The 16,399-nt window shown below is 73.9% G+C and carries 16 protein-coding genes; all 16 read left to right on the top strand.

The features are described from left to right. Positions 1–36 precede the first annotated feature (36 nt). Positions 37–1,272, top strand: a complete 1,236-nt coding sequence (gene aroC, locus J1M44_RS08540; protein WP_144824169.1) for a chorismate synthase — start codon at positions 37–39, stop codon at positions 1,270–1,272. After that, a complete protein-coding gene (locus tag J1M44_RS08535) occupies positions 1,269–1,973 on the top strand; it encodes a shikimate kinase (protein ID WP_144823961.1) in 705 nt (234 codons plus the stop codon). Before aroC ends, J1M44_RS08535 begins: the two co-directional genes overlap by 4 nt. After that, positions 1,970–3,139 (top strand): 3-dehydroquinate synthase, encoded by a 1,170-nt coding sequence (gene aroB / locus J1M44_RS08530; RefSeq protein ID WP_002857032.1) that lies wholly within the window; start codon positions 1,970–1,972, stop codon positions 3,137–3,139. Before J1M44_RS08535 ends, aroB begins: the two co-directional genes overlap by 4 nt. A 118-nt stretch (positions 3,140–3,257) precedes the next feature. Next, positions 3,258–3,821 (top strand): elongation factor P, encoded by a 564-nt coding sequence (gene efp, locus J1M44_RS08525; RefSeq protein WP_002857030.1) that lies wholly within the window; start codon positions 3,258–3,260, stop codon positions 3,819–3,821. After that, positions 3,814–4,266 carry a transcription antitermination factor NusB gene (gene nusB, locus J1M44_RS08520; protein WP_049159157.1) on the top strand — a complete coding sequence of 151 codons (453 nt, stop codon included), beginning with the start codon at positions 3,814–3,816 and terminating at the stop codon, positions 4,264–4,266. The genes efp and nusB overlap by 8 nt, the downstream gene beginning before the upstream one ends. Positions 4,267–4,435: 169 nt before the next feature. Then, positions 4,436–5,044 carry a bifunctional pyr operon transcriptional regulator/uracil phosphoribosyltransferase PyrR gene (gene pyrR, locus J1M44_RS08515; RefSeq protein WP_002857026.1) on the top strand — a complete coding sequence of 203 codons (609 nt, stop codon included), beginning with the start codon at positions 4,436–4,438 and terminating at the stop codon, positions 5,042–5,044. A gap of 3 nt (positions 5,045–5,047) precedes the next feature. Further along, positions 5,048–6,031 (top strand): aspartate carbamoyltransferase catalytic subunit, encoded by a 984-nt coding sequence (locus tag J1M44_RS08510; protein ID WP_002857024.1) that lies wholly within the window; start codon positions 5,048–5,050, stop codon positions 6,029–6,031. Beyond that, positions 6,028–7,407, top strand: coding sequence for a dihydroorotase (locus tag J1M44_RS08505; RefSeq protein ID WP_144823963.1), 1,380 nt, complete (start codon positions 6,028–6,030; stop codon positions 7,405–7,407). The genes J1M44_RS08510 and J1M44_RS08505 overlap by 4 nt, the downstream gene beginning before the upstream one ends. Beyond that, positions 7,404–8,030, top strand: a complete 627-nt coding sequence (locus tag J1M44_RS08500; protein WP_002857020.1) for a PH-like domain-containing protein — start codon at positions 7,404–7,406, stop codon at positions 8,028–8,030. Before J1M44_RS08505 ends, J1M44_RS08500 begins: the two co-directional genes overlap by 4 nt. After that, positions 8,027–9,211: a glutamine-hydrolyzing carbamoyl-phosphate synthase small subunit gene (carA, locus tag J1M44_RS08495; protein ID WP_144823965.1), complete on the top strand. Its 1,185-nt coding sequence runs from the start codon at positions 8,027–8,029 to the stop codon at positions 9,209–9,211. The genes J1M44_RS08500 and carA overlap by 4 nt, the downstream gene beginning before the upstream one ends. A gap of 3 nt (positions 9,212–9,214) precedes the next feature. Then, a complete protein-coding gene (gene carB, locus J1M44_RS08490) occupies positions 9,215–12,520 on the top strand; it encodes a carbamoyl-phosphate synthase large subunit (protein ID WP_144823966.1) in 3,306 nt (1,101 codons plus the stop codon). Further along, positions 12,517–13,404: an orotidine-5'-phosphate decarboxylase gene (gene pyrF / locus J1M44_RS08485; RefSeq protein WP_144823968.1), complete on the top strand. Its 888-nt coding sequence runs from the start codon at positions 12,517–12,519 to the stop codon at positions 13,402–13,404. The genes carB and pyrF overlap by 4 nt, the downstream gene beginning before the upstream one ends. 138 nt (positions 13,405–13,542) lie before the next feature. Beyond that, on the top strand, positions 13,543–13,857 hold the full coding sequence (gene mihF, locus J1M44_RS08480) for an integration host factor, actinobacterial type (RefSeq protein ID WP_036334906.1): 315 nt from the start codon (positions 13,543–13,545) through the stop codon (positions 13,855–13,857). Between the two features lie 71 nt (positions 13,858–13,928). Continuing rightward, positions 13,929–14,579, top strand: coding sequence for a guanylate kinase (gmk, locus tag J1M44_RS08475; protein ID WP_049159167.1), 651 nt, complete (start codon positions 13,929–13,931; stop codon positions 14,577–14,579). A 66-nt stretch (positions 14,580–14,645) separates the two neighbouring features. Beyond that, positions 14,646–15,086, top strand: coding sequence for a DNA-directed RNA polymerase subunit omega (rpoZ, locus tag J1M44_RS11965; RefSeq protein WP_049159169.1), 441 nt, complete (start codon positions 14,646–14,648; stop codon positions 15,084–15,086). 7 nt (positions 15,087–15,093) lie between these two features. Beyond that, positions 15,094–16,386: a bifunctional phosphopantothenoylcysteine decarboxylase/phosphopantothenate--cysteine ligase CoaBC gene (gene coaBC / locus J1M44_RS08465; protein WP_144823969.1), complete on the top strand. Its 1,293-nt coding sequence runs from the start codon at positions 15,094–15,096 to the stop codon at positions 16,384–16,386. Positions 16,387–16,399 lie beyond the last annotated feature (13 nt).

Genomic DNA, 16,399 nt, shown 5'->3' with positions numbered 1-16,399 from the left:
GCGGCGCGGTGCCCCGTGCGTGAGAGACTGCACGCCATGGTGCGCTGGTTGACAGCGGGGGAGTCTCACGGCCCCGCGCTCACAGGAATCGTTGAGGGACTGCCGGCCGGGATCCCGGTCACGACGCAGGACGTGCAGGACGCGCTCGCGCGCCGCCGCCTGGGGTACGGCCGCGGCGCGCGCATGAAGTTCGAGCAGGACGCGGTGACGATCCTCGGCGGTGTCCGCCATGGCCGCACCCTCGGCTCGCCCGTGGCGATCCAGGTGGGCAACACGGAATGGCCCAAGTGGGAGAGGGTGATGGCCGCCGATCCCGTCCCCGCGGAGGAGCTCGACGGTCTGGCCCGCAACGCGGCGCTCACCCGCCCGCGGCCCGGCCACGCCGACCTGACCGGCATGCAGAAGTACGGCTTCGACGAGGCCCGCCCCCTCCTCGAGCGCGCCTCCGCCCGCGAGACCGCCGCACGCGTGGCCATGGGCACCGTCGCCCGCGCCTTCCTCGGTGAGCTCGGCGTGCGGATCGTCTCCCACACCGTGGCCTTCGGGGAGGCGGCCCTGCCGGCGGGCCACCCGTTCCCCGTCCCCGAGGACGAGGCCCGCCTCGACGCCGACCCGGTCCGCTGCATCGACCCGCAGACCTCGGCGGCGATGGTCGCCGAGGTCGACGACGCCCACCGCGCCGGGGAGACCCTCGGCGGCGTCGTGGAGGTGCTGGCGTACGGCGTGCCGATCGGCCTGGGCTCCCACGTGCACTGGGACCGCCGCCTCGACGCTCGGCTGGCCGGGGCGCTGATGGGCATCCAGGCGATCAAGGGCGTGCAGGTCGGCGACGGGTTCGCCACGGCCGCGCGACGCGGCTCCGCCGCCCACGACGGGATCGCCCGCGGCGCGGACGGTCGCCCCCGGCGCACGAGCGACCGGGCCGGCGGCATCGAGGCGGGCATGTCGACGGGCGAGCTGCTGCGCGTGAGCGCCGCGATGAAGCCGATCGCCACGGTGCCGCGCGCGCTGCCCACGGTCGACGTCGCCACGGGCGCGGAGGCCACGGCCCACCATCAGCGCTCCGACGTGGCGGCCGTGCCCGCCGCGGGCATCGTCGCCGAGGCCATGGTCGCCCTCGTCCTGGCCGACGCGATGCTCGAGAAGTTCGGCGGCGACTCCGTGGCCGAGACGCGCCGCAACCTCGAGGCGTTCCAGGCCGCGGTCCCCGCCCTGCCGGAGCCGGGCGCCGACGTCGTGACGGACGGCCCGATGGGCGACCCCCTGCCGTGACCGACACCCCCGGGACCGCGCCGGCCCCGGGACCGGACCCGAGCACGCGTCCCGTCCCCGGGCCCGTCACCGTGTGCCCGTGGGAGGGCATGACCGGCGCCCTCGAGGCGCGCCTGACGGCCGCGGTCACGGTGGCCGCCGCGGCCGACGAGGACCCGGATGCGCGCCCGGCCCGCCGGGTCGTCCTCGTCGGCCCGATGGGTGCCGGGAAGACGACGGTCGGCCGGGCCCTGGCCGCCGTGACCGGGCTGCCCTTCGTGGACTCCGACGAGCTGTTCACCCAGGTCCACGGCCCGATCCCCGAGTTCTTCGCCGAGCACGGCGAGGCCGCGTTCCGGGCGGAGGAGGCCCGCGTCATCGGCCACGTGCTCGGCCGTCCCGCCCCGTGCGTCCTCTCGTGCGGCGGCGGCGCCGTCCTGCATCCGGGCACCCGACGGGCGCTGGCCGAGTCGGATTCCGACGTCGTCTACCTCGCGGTCGGGGAGGCCGAGGCGCTGCGCCGCGTGGGCGGCGGCGCGGGCCGCCCCGTCCTGGCCGGCGACCCCGTGGGGACCTGGCGGCGCATCCTCGCCGAACGGGAGGGGCTGTACCGCGAGGTCGCCGACCTCGTGCTCGACACCACAGGCCTGACGGCCGCCGAGGCGGCCTGGCGTATCGTGGGGGACGCCCACCGCCCCCGAAGGAGTGAGTCACACCCATGACCGACAGTCAGCCGGACAGCACCGAGCAGGAGACCCCGGGGGCGGCGCCCGCGGCCGCTCCGGCCGCACCCGAGGACGTCACGGTCATCCCCGTGGCCGGCGGCCACGAGGCGGCCGTGCACGGCGGCTACGACGTGGTGGTGGGCCGGGGCCTGCTCGCGCGCCTGCCGGACATGCTCGGCCCGACCGTCCGACGCGTGCTGGTCATCCACCCGCGCGCCCTCCGGGCGACCGGCGACGTCGTCAAGAACGACCTCGAGGCCGTGGGCCTGACCGCCCTGACCGCCGAGATCCCGGACGCCGAGGAGGGCAAGCACCTGCAGGTGGCCGGGTTCTGCTGGCAGGTCCTCGGCCAGAACGACTTCACCCGGTCGGACGCGATCGTCTCCGTGGGCGGCGGCGCCGTGTCCGACCTGGCCGGCTTCGTGGCGGCCACGTGGCTGCGCGGCATCCGCGTCGTGCACATGCCCACCACCCTGCTGGGCATGGTGGACGCGGCGGTGGGCGGCAAGACCGGCATCAACACCGCCGAGGGCAAGAACCTGGTGGGGGCGTTCCACAATCCGGTCGGCGTGCTGGCCGACCTGGACACGCTGCTCACCCTGCCGGCCAACGAGCTGATCTCGGGCCTGGCCGAGGTCGTGAAGTGCGGCTTCATCGCCGACCCCGTGATCCTCGACCTCATCGAGGAGGACCCGGCCCAGGCCCAGAACCCGCACTCCGCGCGGCTGCGCGAGCTGATCGAGCGCTCGATCCGGGTGAAGGCGGACATCGTCTCCCGCGACCCCCGCGAGTCGGGCGCCCGCGAGGCGCTGAACTACGGCCACACGATGGGGCACGCGATCGAGCTCGCCGAGCGCTACCAGTGGCGCCACGGCGCCGCGGTGTCCGTGGGCCTGGTCTTCGCGGCCGAGCTGGCCCGGTCACTCGGCCGGCTCGACGACGCCACCGCGGACCGGCACTGGTCGGTGCTGACCGCCCTGGGCCTGCCCGTCTCCTACCGCGGGGACCGGTGGCAGACCCTGCTCGAGGGCATCCGCCGGGACAAGAAGAACCGCGGCGACCAGCTGCGCTTCGTCCTGCTGGACGGGCTCGCGCAGCCCACCACCGTGGACATCCCGGACGCGTCCCTGCTCTTCGCGGCGTACCAGGAGATCGCGGAGTGAGCCGCCGCTGACCCCGGCCCCGCGCGGGGCCTCCCGTAGACTGGCCCGCGCACATCCAAGACCCCACCCACTGCAGGCGGACCCGTGACGGTCCGCGAGACCGATCGGGAGCACACACGTGGCAACGAGCAACGACATCAAGAACGGCGCCGTCCTGAAGCTGGAGGGCCAGCTCTGGAACGTCACCGAGTTCCAGCACGTCAAGCCGGGCAAGGGCGGCGCGTTCGTCCGCACCAAGATGAAGAACATCACCACGGGCAAGGTCGTGGACAAGACCTTCAACGCCGGCGCCAAGGTCGAGTTCGCCACCGTGGACCGCTCCGACTACCAGTACCTCTACCAGGACGGCGCGGACTACGTGTTCATGGACGTCAAGGACTACGACCAGATCACCGTGCCCGGGGCCGTGGTCGGCGACGCCGCGAAGTACATGCTCGAGAACACCCAGGTGGTCATCGCCCTGCACGAGGGCACGCCCCTGTACCTGGAGATGCCGGCGTCCGTGGTCCTGGAGATCACCTACACCGAGCCGGGTCTGCAGGGGGACCGCTCGTCCGCCGGCACCAAGCCCGCCACCGTGGAGACCGGCGCCGAGATCCAGGTGCCGCTCTTCGTGGAGCAGGGCACCCGCGTCAAGGTCGACACCCGCACCGGCGACTACCTCGGCCGCGTCAATGACTGAGCGGGCCTCCGCCGGCTCCGCTGCCAAGCGGGGGACCACGGCGCGCAGCCGCTCCCGGCAGCGTGCGGTGGAGATCCTGTTCGAGGCCGAGCAGCGCGGCTCCACCGCGCTGGAGGGCATCCGCACCCGCCGCGAGAGCACCGATCTGCAGGTGAACGCCTACACCCAGCGGCTCGTGGAGGGCGTCATCGCGGACCAGGAGCGGCTCGACGAGGCCCTGAGCTCCTACTCCCGCGGCTGGTCCCTGGACCGCATGCCCGCCGTCGACCGGGCGATCCTGCGCGTGGGGGCCTGGGAGCTGCTGTTCCAGGACGATGTGCCGGACGCCGTCGCCATCTCGGAGGCCGTCGCCCTCGCCGCCCAGCTGTCCACGGACGACTCGCCCGAGTTCGTCAACGGTCTGCTCGGCCGCCTGCAGCAGGTCAAGCCGACACTGCTCGCCTGAGCCCCCGAGGGCTCCGTCACGAGGCCCGTCCCGCACCGCGTCATCCGCGCCGCGGGGCGGGCCTCGCTGGTAGAGTCGACGACGTCCCGCGCGGGGCCACAGCGGCGCCCGGGGACGAACCACGCATCCTTTAAGAGCCGTCCTGTGAGGCGGGGAAGGAGGCGCCGGCATGGGAACTGATCCCGCCGCACCTCGTGCTGCCCGGACCGTGCTGTCCGCGTCCGAGATCGACCGGGCGCTGACCCGGATCGCCCACGAGATCCTCGAGTCCAACAAGGGCGCCGAGGGTCTCGTCCTGATGGGGATCCCGCGCCGCGGGGCCCCCCTGGCCCGGCGACTCGGCGACCTGCTGGCCCGCATCGAACCGGCCTTCGACCCCACCGCCGCCGTCGGCGAGGTGGACGTCACCCTCTACCGGGACGACCTCCGCCGCGGCACGGCCCGCACCCCGATGCCCACCCGCCTGCCCGAGGTTCCCCTCGACGGCGCCGTCGTCGTGCTCGTGGACGACGTCCTCTTCTCCGGCCGCACCGTCCGGGCCGCCCTCGACGCGATCGCCGACCTGGGCCGCCCCGCCGCCGTGCGCCTGGCCGTCCTCGTGGACCGCGGGCACCGGGAGCTCCCCGTCCGCGCCGACTTCGTGGGCAAGAACCTGCCGACCTCCACCGCCGAGCGCGTCCAGGTCCGGCTCATGGAGGTCGACGGCCCCGAGGGCACCGGCGAGGTCACCGAGGACGCCGTGAGCATCGTCGACCGTGTCGCGACCCGGGAGGGCTGAGCCGTGCGCCACCTGCTGTCCACCGCCGACCTCTCCCGCGCCGACGCCCTCGCCGTCCTCGACACCGCCGAGGAGATGGCCGCCGTCAACCAGCGCGAGGTCAAGAAGCTGCCCGCCCTGCGCGGCCGCACCGTGGTGAACCTCTTCCTCGAGGACTCCACCCGCACCCGCATCTCCTTCGAGGCGGCCGCCAAGCGGCTCTCCGCGGACGTGATCAACTTCTCCGCGAAGGGATCGTCCGTCTCCAAGGGGGAGTCGCTCAAGGACACCGTCCAGACGCTCGAGGCCATCGGCGCGGACGCCATCGTGATGCGCCACTGGTCCTCCGGCGCGGCCCGCCAGCTGGCCGACTCCGGCTGGGTGCGCTCCGCCGTCGTGAACGCCGGCGACGGCACCCACGAGCACCCCACCCAGGCCCTCCTGGACGCCTTCACCCTGCGCCGGCGCCTCGCCGCGGCGACGGGAGAGGACCTGGTCGGCCGGGACCTGACCGGCATGCGCGTGGTGATCGTGGGCGACATCCTGCACTCGCGCGTGGCCCGGTCCAATGTGTGGCTGCTCAGCACGCTGGGCGCACAGGTCACCCTGGCCGCCCCGCCCACCCTGCTGCCCGTGGGCGTGGCCGCGTGGCCGTGCCAGGTCACCTACTCGCTCGACGAGGCCCTCGACGCCGGCCCCGACGCCGTCATGATGCTCCGCGTCCAGGCCGAGCGGATGGGCGGCGCCTTCTTCCCGTCCGCGGGGGAGTACACCCGGACCTGGGGGCTGACCGATGACCGCTTCGCCCGCCTCACCGCCGGCCGCGGTGCCCTGCTCGACGAGCCCGTGGTCATGCACCCCGGCCCGATGAACCGCGGCCTGGAGATCAGCCCGGCGGCGGCGGACTCGCCCCGCAACACCGCCCTCGAGCAGGTCGCCAACGGCGTGTCCGTCCGCATGGCGGTCCTGCACCTCGTCCTCAACCACGACCAGGAGGTCCGCCTGTGAGCGCCCCCAGCCCCGCCCCCCTGCTGCTGCGCAGCGCGCGCCTGACCACGGGCGAGACCGCCGACGTGCTCGTCGCCGAGGGCCGGATCGCCGCCCTCGGCCCGGACGCCGCGGCCCACGCCGCCGGCCTCGAGCCGAGCCCCGAGGAGGTCGACTGCGCCGGCCTGGTGCTGCTGCCCGGGCTCATCGACCTGCACACCCATCTGCGTCAGCCCGGCAAGGAGGATGCGGAGACGGTCGAGACCGGCACCCGCGCCGCCGCGATGGGCGGCTTCACCTCCGTCCACGCGATGGCCAACTCGACGCCGACGGCGGACACCGCGGGCGTGGTGGAGCAGGTGTGGCGGCTGGGCCGGGACGCGGGCTGGTGCGATGTGCACCCCGTGGGGGCGGTGACCGTGGGCCTGGCCGGCGAGGCCCTGGCCGACCTCGGCGCGATGGCCGACTCGCAGGCCCGCGTGCGCATGTTCTCGGACGACGGCATGTGCGTCCACGACGCCGTGCTGATGCGCCGGGCGCTCGAGTACGTGAAGTCCTTCGGCGGCTTCGTGGCCCAGCACGCGCAGGAGCCGAACCTCACCGCCGGCGCCCAGATGAACGAGTCCGAGCTCTCCGGCGTCCTCGGCCTGGCCGGCTGGCCCGCCGTGGCGGAGGAGGCCGTCATCGCCCGTGACGTGCTGCTGGCCCAGCATGTGGACTCCCGCCTGCACGTGTGCCACGTCTCCACGGCCGGCTCCGTCGAGCTGATCCGCTGGGCCAAGGCCCAGGGCGTGGCCGTGACCGCCGAGGTCACCCCGCACCACCTGCTGCTCACCGAGGAGCTCGTCCGCTCCTACGACCCCGTGTTCAAGGTCAACCCGCCGCTGCGCCGCGAGTCCGACGTCCTGGCCCTGCGCGCCGGCCTGGCCGACGGCACCATCGACACCGTGGGCACCGACCACGCCCCGCACACCGCCGAGACCAAGCAGTGCGAGTGGACGGTCGCGGCGATGGGCATGACGGGCCTCGAGACCGCCCTGTCCGTGGTGCAGCAGGCGATGGTGGACACCGGCCTGATGGACTGGGCCGGCGTCGCCCGCGTGATGTCCACGGCGCCGGCCCGGATCGCCGGCCTGACCGATCAGGGCCAGGCCGACGAGCGCGGTGTCCCACGCGTCGGTGCCGTGGCCAACCTCGTGCTCGTGGACCCGCAGGCCCGCCGCACGGTGGACCCCGAGCAGCACGTGACCAAGTCCCGCAACAGCCCGTACCGGGGCATGGAGCTGCCGGGCGCGGTGCGCCACACGGTCTATCGCGGTGCCCGCGTCGTCGCCGACGGCGCCCCCGCCCGGCCGTACCGCCACCCGGCCCTGACGGAGACGGGGGAGCGCGCGTGAGCATCACCCCTCTGGCCGCCGCCCTGGCGGCCCGACCCGTCCCGCCGCGGACCCCGACGAAGGACTACGCGGACGTGTGGCTGCCGGTGACCCTGGGCACCCTGGCCGTCGTCCTCGTGCTGCTCGGCCTGCTGGCCCTCGGGTGGCGGGCACGCCGCCGGGCGCAGGCCGGGATCCCGGCCCCGGCCCCCGTGCCGACGGCCCTCTACGACGCCGAGCCGACGCTGTCCGCGGAGGGCATGCACGTGGGCACGGTGCGCGGCGAGGACCGGCTGGATCGCGTGGCGGTGCACGGCCTGGGCCTGCGCTCGCGCGCGGTCCTCGAGGTCCACGACGCCGGCGCCCACCGCGGCCTGCTCGTGCTCCGCCCGCGGGCCGCCAACCTGTTCATCCCCGCGGACGACCTCGTCGAGGCCGGCCTGTCCGCCGGGATTGCCGGCAAGTTCGTCGAGCCGGGCGGGCTCGTCGCCTGGGGCTGGCGCCTCGGCGACGTCGAACTCACCTCCGCCTTCCGCCCCGACCGTCCCGAGGACCGCGACCGGCTCCTCGCCGCCCTGCAGACCATCATCGACCCCGCCCCGGCCGACCCGGCCGGCCGCGCAGGAGAAGGAGACCCCCGATGATCACCCCCACCGACGACCTGGCCCTGCTCGTCCTCGAGGACGGCACCGTCCACCGTGGCCGGGCCTACGGCGCCCGCGGCCGCACCCTGGGCGAGGCCGTGTTCACCACGGGCATGACCGGCTACCAGGAGACCCTCACCGACCCGTCCTACGCGGGGCAGATCATCGTGCAGACCTCCCCGCACATCGGCAACACCGGGGTCAACGACGCCGACCGCGAGTCGCGGGCGATCTTCGCCGCCGGCTACGTGGTCCGCGACGCGGCCCGGCGTCCGTCCAACTGGCGCGCCGAGCGCAGCCTCGACGAGGAGCTCGAGGCGTTCGGCGTCGTCGGGATCCGGGAGGTCGACACCCGGGCCATCACCCGTCGCCTGCGCACCGAGGGCTCGATGCGCGCCGGCGTGTTCTCCGGCGGGCACGCCGCCCGCCCGGAGGCCGAGCTGCTGGCGGAGGTGCGCGCCCAGGCGTCGATGGCCGGCGCCCGCCTCGCCGAGTCCGTCACCACGGAGGAGCCGTACGTCATCGAGCCGGCCGCGCACGGCTGGGAGGGCGAGCCGATCGCCGAGATCGCCGCCCTCGACCTCGGCATCAAGGCCGCCACGCCGCGGCACCTGGCCTCCCGCGGCATCCGCGTGCACGTGCTGCCCGCCGCCACGGACCTGGCCGGCATCCGCGCCGTGGACCCGGACGGCGTCTTCCTGTCCAACGGACCCGGCGACCCGGCCACCGCGGACGCCCAGGTGGAGCTGCTGCGCGAGGTCCTCGACGCCGGCCTGCCGTTCTTCGGCATCTGCTTCGGCAACCAGATCTTCGGCCGCGCGCTCGGCTTCGACACCTACAAGCTGAAGTTCGGCCACCGCGGCCCGAACCAGCCGGTGCTGGACAAGGCCACGGGCCGCGTGGCCATCACCTCCCAGAACCACGGCTTCGCCGTGGACGCCCCCCTCGGCGAGCCGATCGAGGCGCCGGAGTCGCGCTTCGGCCGCGTCGAGGTCTCCCACTGGTCCCTGAACGACCAGGTGGTCGAGGGCCTGCGCCTGCTCGACCGGCCCGCCTTCTCCGTGCAGTTCCACCCGGAGTCCGCGGCCGGCCCCAACGACACCCTCGACCTGTTCGACCGCTTCGTGCAGCTCCTCACCGAGCACCGCACCGCCACCACCCCCGCCACCGAAGGAGCCTGATCCATGCCCAAGCGCACCGACCTGAAGTCCGTCCTGGTCATCGGCTCCGGCCCCATCGTGATCGGTCAGGCGGCCGAGTTCGACTACTCCGGCACCCAGGCCATCCGCGTCCTCAAGGAGGAGGGCGTCCGCGTCGTCCTCGTCAACTCCAACCCGGCCACGATCATGACCGACCCGGAGCTGGCCGACGCCACCTACGTCGAGCCCATCACCCCGGCCGTGGTCGCCAAGATCATCGAGAAGGAGCGCCCGGACGCCCTGCTGCCCACCCTGGGCGGCCAGACGGCGCTGAACACCGCCATCGCCCTCGACAAGGACGGGGTGCTCGAGCGCTTCGGCGTCGAGCTGATCGGCGCGAACATCGAGGCCATCGAGCTCGGCGAGAACCGCGAGCTGTTCAAGGGCGTCGTGGAGCGCGCCGGCGGCGAGTCCGCCCGGTCCCACATCGTGCACACGATGGAGGAGGCCCTGGCCGCCGTCGAGGACCTGAAGTACCCCGTGGTGGTGCGCCCCTCGTTCACGATGGGCGGCCTCGGCTCCGGCATGGCCTACGACGAGGCCGACCTGTACCGCATCTGCGGCGCCGGCCTGCAGTACAGCCCGACCTCCGAGGTCCTGCTCGAGGAGTCCATCCTCGGCTGGAAGGAGTACGAGCTGGAGATGATGCGGGACAAGAACGACAACGTCGTCGTCGTCTGCTCCATCGAGAACGTGGACCCCGTGGGCGTGCACACCGGAGACTCCATCACCGTGGCCCCGGCCATGACGCTGACGGACCGCGAGTACCAGAAGCTGCGGGACATCTCGATCAACGTCATCCGCGAGGTCGGCGTGGACACCGGCGGCTGCAACATCCAGTTCGCGGTGAACCCCGTGGACGGCCGGGTCGTCGTGATCGAGATGAACCCGCGGGTGTCCCGCTCCTCGGCGCTGGCCTCGAAGGCCACCGGCTTCGCGATCGCCAAGATCGCCACCAAGCTGGCCCTGGGCTACACGATGGACGAGATCCCCAACGACATCACCCAGAAGACCCCGGCGTCCTTCGAGCCGGTCCTGGACTACGTGGTCGTGAAGGTCCCGCGCTTCGCGTTCGAGAAGTTCCCGGCGGCGGACCCCACGCTGACCACCACCATGAAGTCGGTCGGCGAGGCCATGGCCATCGGCCGCAACTTCACGGAGGCCCTGCAGAAGGCGCTGCGCTCGCTCGAGCAGAAGGGCTCGGAGCTCGCGTTCCCGCAGGACGCCGACTCGCAGGCCCTGCTCGCGGCGGCGCGCACGGCCACCACGGACCGGCTCTCCCAGACCCAGCAGGCGCTCTACGCCGGCGCCACGATCGAGGAGGCCTTCGACGCCACCGCGATCGACCCGTGGTTCCTGGACCAGTTCGTGCTCATCAACGAGGTCGCGGACGAGATCCGCGACGCCGAGGTCCTCGACGAGGCCCTGCTGCGCCGCGCCAAGCGGCACGGGTTCTCCGACGCCCAGATCGGCTCGCTGCGGCACATGGACGCGGCGGTGGTGCGCGGCGTGCGTCACGCCCTGGGTGTGCGCCCCGTCTACAAGACCGTGGACACCTGTGCCGCCGAGTTCGAGGCCTTCACCCCGTACCGGTACTCCAGCTACGACCTCGAGACCGAGGTAGCCCCGCACGAGGGCGAGTCGGTGATCATCCTCGGCTCGGGCCCGAACCGGATCGGCCAGGGCATCGAGTTCGACTACTCGTGCGTGCACGCCACCATGGCGCTGCGCGAGGCCGGCTACGAGACCGTGATGGTCAACTGCAACCCGGAGACCGTGTCCACGGACTACGACATCTCCGACCGCCTCTACTTCGAGCCGCTCACGCTCGAGGACGTCCTGGAGGTCATCGCGGCCGAGGAGGCCTCCGGCGGCGTGCGCGGCGTCTTCGTGCAGCTCGGCGGCCAGACCCCGCTCAAGCTGGCCCAGCAGCTCGCCGACGCCGGCGTGCCGATCCTGGGCACCTCGCCCGCGGCCATCGACCTGGCCGAGCACCGCGGCGAGTTCGCGCGCGTGCTCGAGCGCGCGGGCCTGGTGGCGCCGAAGAACGGCACGGCGGTCTCCTTCGACGACGCCAAGCGCGTGGCGGACGAGATCGGCTACCCCGTGCTCGTGCGCCCCTCCTACGTGCTCGGCGGCCGCGGCATGGAGATCGTGTACTCCGAGGAGGCGCTGGCCCACTACGTGGAGCACGCCACGGAGATCACCCCCGACCAGCCGATGCTCGTGGACCGCTTCCTCGAAGACGCGATCGAGATCGACGTCGACGCCCTCTACGACGGCACCGAGCTGTACCTCGGCGGTGTCATGGAGCACATCGAGGAGGCGGGCATCCACTCGGGTGACTCCGCGTGCGTGCTGCCCCCCGTCACCCTGGGCCCGGACGTGCTCGAGCGCGTGCACCGCGCCACCGAGCGCATCGCGGCCGGCGTCGGGGTGCGCGGCCTGATCAACATCCAGTTCGCGCTCGCCTCGGACGTGCTGTACGTGATCGAGGCGAACCCGCGCGCCTCGCGGACCGTGCCGTTCGTCTCGAAGGCCACGGGCGTCCAGCTGGCCAAGGCGGCCGCGCGGATCGGCGTCGGCGAGAGCATCGCCGACCTGCGCGCGGCGGGCATGCTGCCCACGGCGTACGACGGCGGCACCCTGCCGATCGGCGCGCCCGTGGCGGTGAAGGAGGCGGTGCTGCCGTTCACCCGCTTCCGCACCGCGGAGGGCCGCGTCGTGGACTCGCTGCTGGGCCCGGAGATGCGCTCGACGGGCGAGGTCATGGGCATCGACAAGCACTTCGACACCGCGTTCGCCAAGTCCCAATCCGCCGCCGGCGGCCCGCTGCCCACCTCGGGGCGCGTGTTCGTGTCGGTCGCGAACCGGGACAAGCGCACCCTCGTGGGCCAGGCCAAGCGCCTCGTCGACCTCGGCTTCCAGGTGGTCTCCACCGGCGGCACCGCCGAGGTGCTGCGGCGCAACGGCATCCCCGCGGAGGTCGTGGCGAAGATCGCCGACGCCGGGCACGAGGACGGCGCGGGCACCGTGCTGGAGCAGCTGCACGCCGGCACCGTCGATCTCGTGCTGAACACGCCCTCCGGCGGCGACGCACGCACGGACGGCTACGAGATCCGCGCGGCCGCGACCTCGCTCGGCGTGCCGGTGATCACGACCACGGCCGAGTTCGGGGCGTGCCTGCAGGCCATCGAGGCCATGCGGTCCTACGAGTGGTCCGTCACCTCACTGCAGGAGCACGACGCGCGCCTGCAGCAGGCCGTCGCCGGGCCGGAGGCCGCGGCGTGACCACGACGGCGACGGGCGGCGCGGGGCCCCGCGCCCCCTTCGGGCGGCGGCTGGCCCACGCTATGGAGACGGCCGGTCCGCTGTGCCTCGGCGTGGACCCCCATCCGACCCTGCTGCGGCAGTGGGGCCTGAGCGACACCCCGGCGGGCCTCGAGGCGTTCTCGCTGACCGCCCTCGAGGCGGCGGTGGGTCCCGAGGGGCCCCGCGTGGCGGCGATCAAGCCCCAGGTGGCGCTGTACGAGCGCCACGGCTCGGCCGGCCTGGCGGCCCTGGAGCGGCTGCTCGCGGCCGCCCGGGACGCCGGGGTGCTCACGATCGCGGACGCCAAGCGCGGTGACATCGGCTCCACCATGGACGGCTACGCCGCCGCGTGGACCTCCGACGCCTCGCCCCTGGCCGCGGATGCAGTGACGCTCAGCCCGTACCTGGGTTTCGGCACCCTCGTGCCGACCATCCGCGCCGCCCACGAGGCCGGCCGCGGCGTGTTCGTCCTCGCGCTGACCTCCAATCCGGAGGGCCGCGAGGTCCAGCACGTGGGCGAGGGGTCGGCCGAGGGATCGGTGGCCCGGCGCATCGCCGCGGCCGCGGCCGCTGAGAACGCGGCCCTGCGCGGCGACGACGCGTGGGGGCCGGTGGGACTCGTCCTGGGCGCCACGGTGGCCGCCGAGGCGGACCGCCTCGGCCTGGACCTGCCGGCCCTCGGCGGGTCCCTGCTGGCCCCCGGGTTCGGTGCCCAGGGCGCCACGGCCCCGGGCATGCGGGCCGACTTCGGCACGGCCTGGGCGCAGGTCTTGGCAACCTCGTCCCGCGGCATCCTGAGCGCGGGTCCCTCGGTGACCTCGCTGGTGGACACGATCGAGGAGAATCGCGCCGCTCTGCGGTGACGCCCGCGTCCTCCCGGCGCGCTGCGTGCCTTCTGCACGGGATGGTATCTTCCCTGTCGATCGGCTGTGCTCGTTGTCCTTGACCGTGGACGGGTCTCGACGGGGCCGGTGAGGAACACGAGGCATCGAGGTCAGACCATGGCGTTGCGGCAGCTCAGTGAGCAGGAGCGGGCGGAGGCCCGGAGGAAGGCCCTCCAGGCCCGCCAGGCGAGGGCGGAGCTCAAGGCGGCCTTCGCCGCCGGTGAGGTCGGCCTGGCCGACGTGTTCGCGCGCGCGGACGCCGAGGACGCCGTTGCCCGCCTGCGGGCCGTGGACCTGCTGTTGGCCCTGCCGGGCGTGGGCGAGGTCCGGGCCCGGGAGACGATGGCGGGGTGCGGCATCTCGCCGCGGCGTCGGCTGGGTGGCCTGGGGCGTCGTCAGCGCGAGGCGTTGATCGCCTATATTGGCCGGTGACCCCCACACCCCGGCGGGTCGGCGCCGGCCCGGGTGAAGGGCCTGCGAGGCCCGTCCCACCAGGAGGATGCGTGACCGACACGTTCGACCCCGGACCCGCCCCCGCCGTCCCGGTGGCCCGCACCGCCGTCCAGGAACGCCCCCCGGGCCCGGGCGTCACCGTCCTGGCCGGCCCCACCGCCGTCGGCAAGGGCACCGTCTCGGCCTATGTCCGCGAGCACTACCCCGAGGCCTGGCTGTCCGTCTCCGCCACCACCCGCCCGGCGCGCCCGGGCGAGGAGGACGGAGTGCACTACTACTTCACCGCGCCGGAGGAGTTCGACTCCCTCGTCGAGGCGGACGAGATGCTGGAATGGGCCGTCGTCCACGGCGTCCACCGCTACGGCACGCGGCGCGACCGTGTGATGGAGGCCGTGGCGCAGGGGCGCCACGTCCTGCTGGAGATCGACCTGCAGGGCGCGCGCCAGGTCCGCCGTGCGCTGCCGGAGGCCACCTTCGTGTTCCTGGCGCCCCCGAGCTGGGAGGAACTCGTGTCCCGACTGCTCGGCCGCGGCACCGAGAGCCCGGAGGAACAGCGCCGCCGGCTCGAAACGGCTAGACTGGAACTCGCCGCGGAACCCGAGTTCGACGCTGTCGTCGTGAACGACCGCGTGGAGCGGGCCGCCGAGGAACTGGTGAGACTCATGGGGCTGGACCCCGAGCGCCGTCCGACCGAGGCCTGAGGACCGGCCGCACCGACGCCGCACCCGGCGCCGACGTGACAGTGAGATGAAGACTTTGGAGACCCCGTGACCGAACAGTACGAAGGCATCGTCAACCCGCCCATCGACTCCCTGCTGGAGCGGGTCGACTCGAAGTACGCCCTGGTGCTCTTCGCCGCCAAGCGGGCCCGGCAGATCAACGCCTACTACTCGCAGCTGCACGAGGGGCTGTTCGAGTACGTCGGCCCGCTCGTGGACACCCAGCTGAACGAGAAGCCGCTGTCCATCGCCCTGCGCGAGATCGAGACCGACCTGCTCGAGTCCCACGAGGCCGTCGAGGCCACCCCGGAGGCCGAGCTGGCCGCCGAGGACTTCGGCGACTTCTCCCTGCCGGGCGAGGACGACCCGTTCGCCACCCTCGAGTCGTCCGACGCCCACCAGCCGATGGGCGATCCCGCCGCCATCGAGGAGGCCGCCGAGACGGTGCGCGCCGAGGAGGGCACCTCCGAGGACGCCCCGGAGGCCTGAGCCCGCCATGGAGATCGTCCTCGGGGTCGGCGGCGGCATCGCGGCCTACAAGGCGGCGCTGCTGCTGCGCCTGATGACCGAGGCCGGCCACGGCGTGACCGTGGTGCCCACCGCCAACGCCCTCGAGTTCGTGGGCGCGGCGACGTGGGAGGCCCTCTCGGGTCGCCCGGTCCGCACGGACACGTTCGAGGCGGTCGACGAGGTGAACCACGTCCGGCTCGGCCGGCGTGCGGACCTCGTGGTGGTCGCGCCGGCCACGGCCGACCTGCTCGCGCGCACCGCCGCGGGGATGGCGCCCGACCTGCTGGGCAACGTGCTGCTCACCGCCACGTGCCCCGTCGTCCTGGCCCCCGCCATGCACACCGAGATGTGGCACCACCCCGCCACGGTCGCCAACGTCGCCCTCCTGCGCGAGCGCGGGGTCACGGTCGTGGATCCCGCCGTGGGCCGCCTCACCGGGACCGACTCCGGCGCCGGACGTCTGCCCGAGCCCGCCGAGATCTGGGAGCGTGCGCAGGCCGCCGCGGCCGCGGGCGCCCCGCGCCGTCCCCGGGCCTCCGGTACCGGGCCCGACGCCGAGCCGACGCCCGGCCCCCTGGCCGGTCGCACCGTGGTGGTCACGGCCGGGGGCACCCGCGAGGCCCTGGACCCGGTCCGCTACCTGGGCAACCGCTCCTCCGGCAAGCAGGGGGCCGCCCTGGCGCGCGCCGCCCTCGACGCCGGCGCCACCGTGCGGTTCGTCGCCGGGTCCATGTCCGTCCCGGCGCCCGAGGGCGTCGAGCGCGTCGTGCAGGTGGAGTCCACGCAGGACCTGCTCGAGGCCGTGCTGGCGGAGGCCGCCGACGCCGACGCCCTCGTGATGGCGGCGGCCGTCGCGGACTTCCGGCCGGCCGAGGTCTCCGACGCCAAGATGAAGAAGGGCGACGACGACGGCGCGCCCGTCATCGTGCTCGAACGCACCCCGGACGTGCTCGCCACGGCCGTGCGGACCCGCTCCGAGGGCGGGCCCATGGCCCCGCTCATCGTCGGCTTCGCCGCGGAGACCGGCGACGCGACGTCCTCCGTGCTCGAGTACGGCCGGGCCAAACTGGCACGCAAGGGCTGCGAGATGCTCGTGGTCAACGAGGTCGGCACGGACAAGGTGTTCGGCCGGGACGAGACCGCCGTGACCATCCTGTTCGCCGACGGCCGCCCCGCCGTGGAGGCGGCGGGCTCCAAGGACCAGGCGGCGGCCGCCGTCGTGCGGGCGATCGTGGATGACCTCGTCGGTCGTGACCCCGCCGGCGCGTCGGGCCGCTGACCTAGACTGTGCG

Source organism: Micrococcus sp. KRD128 (genome assembly GCF_017168395.1).
GTDB classification, from domain to species: Bacteria; Actinomycetota; Actinomycetes; order Actinomycetales; family Micrococcaceae; genus Micrococcus; species Micrococcus luteus.
Note: the sequence above shows the minus strand (reverse complement) of the source record. Positions and strands in the feature narration are given on the sequence as shown.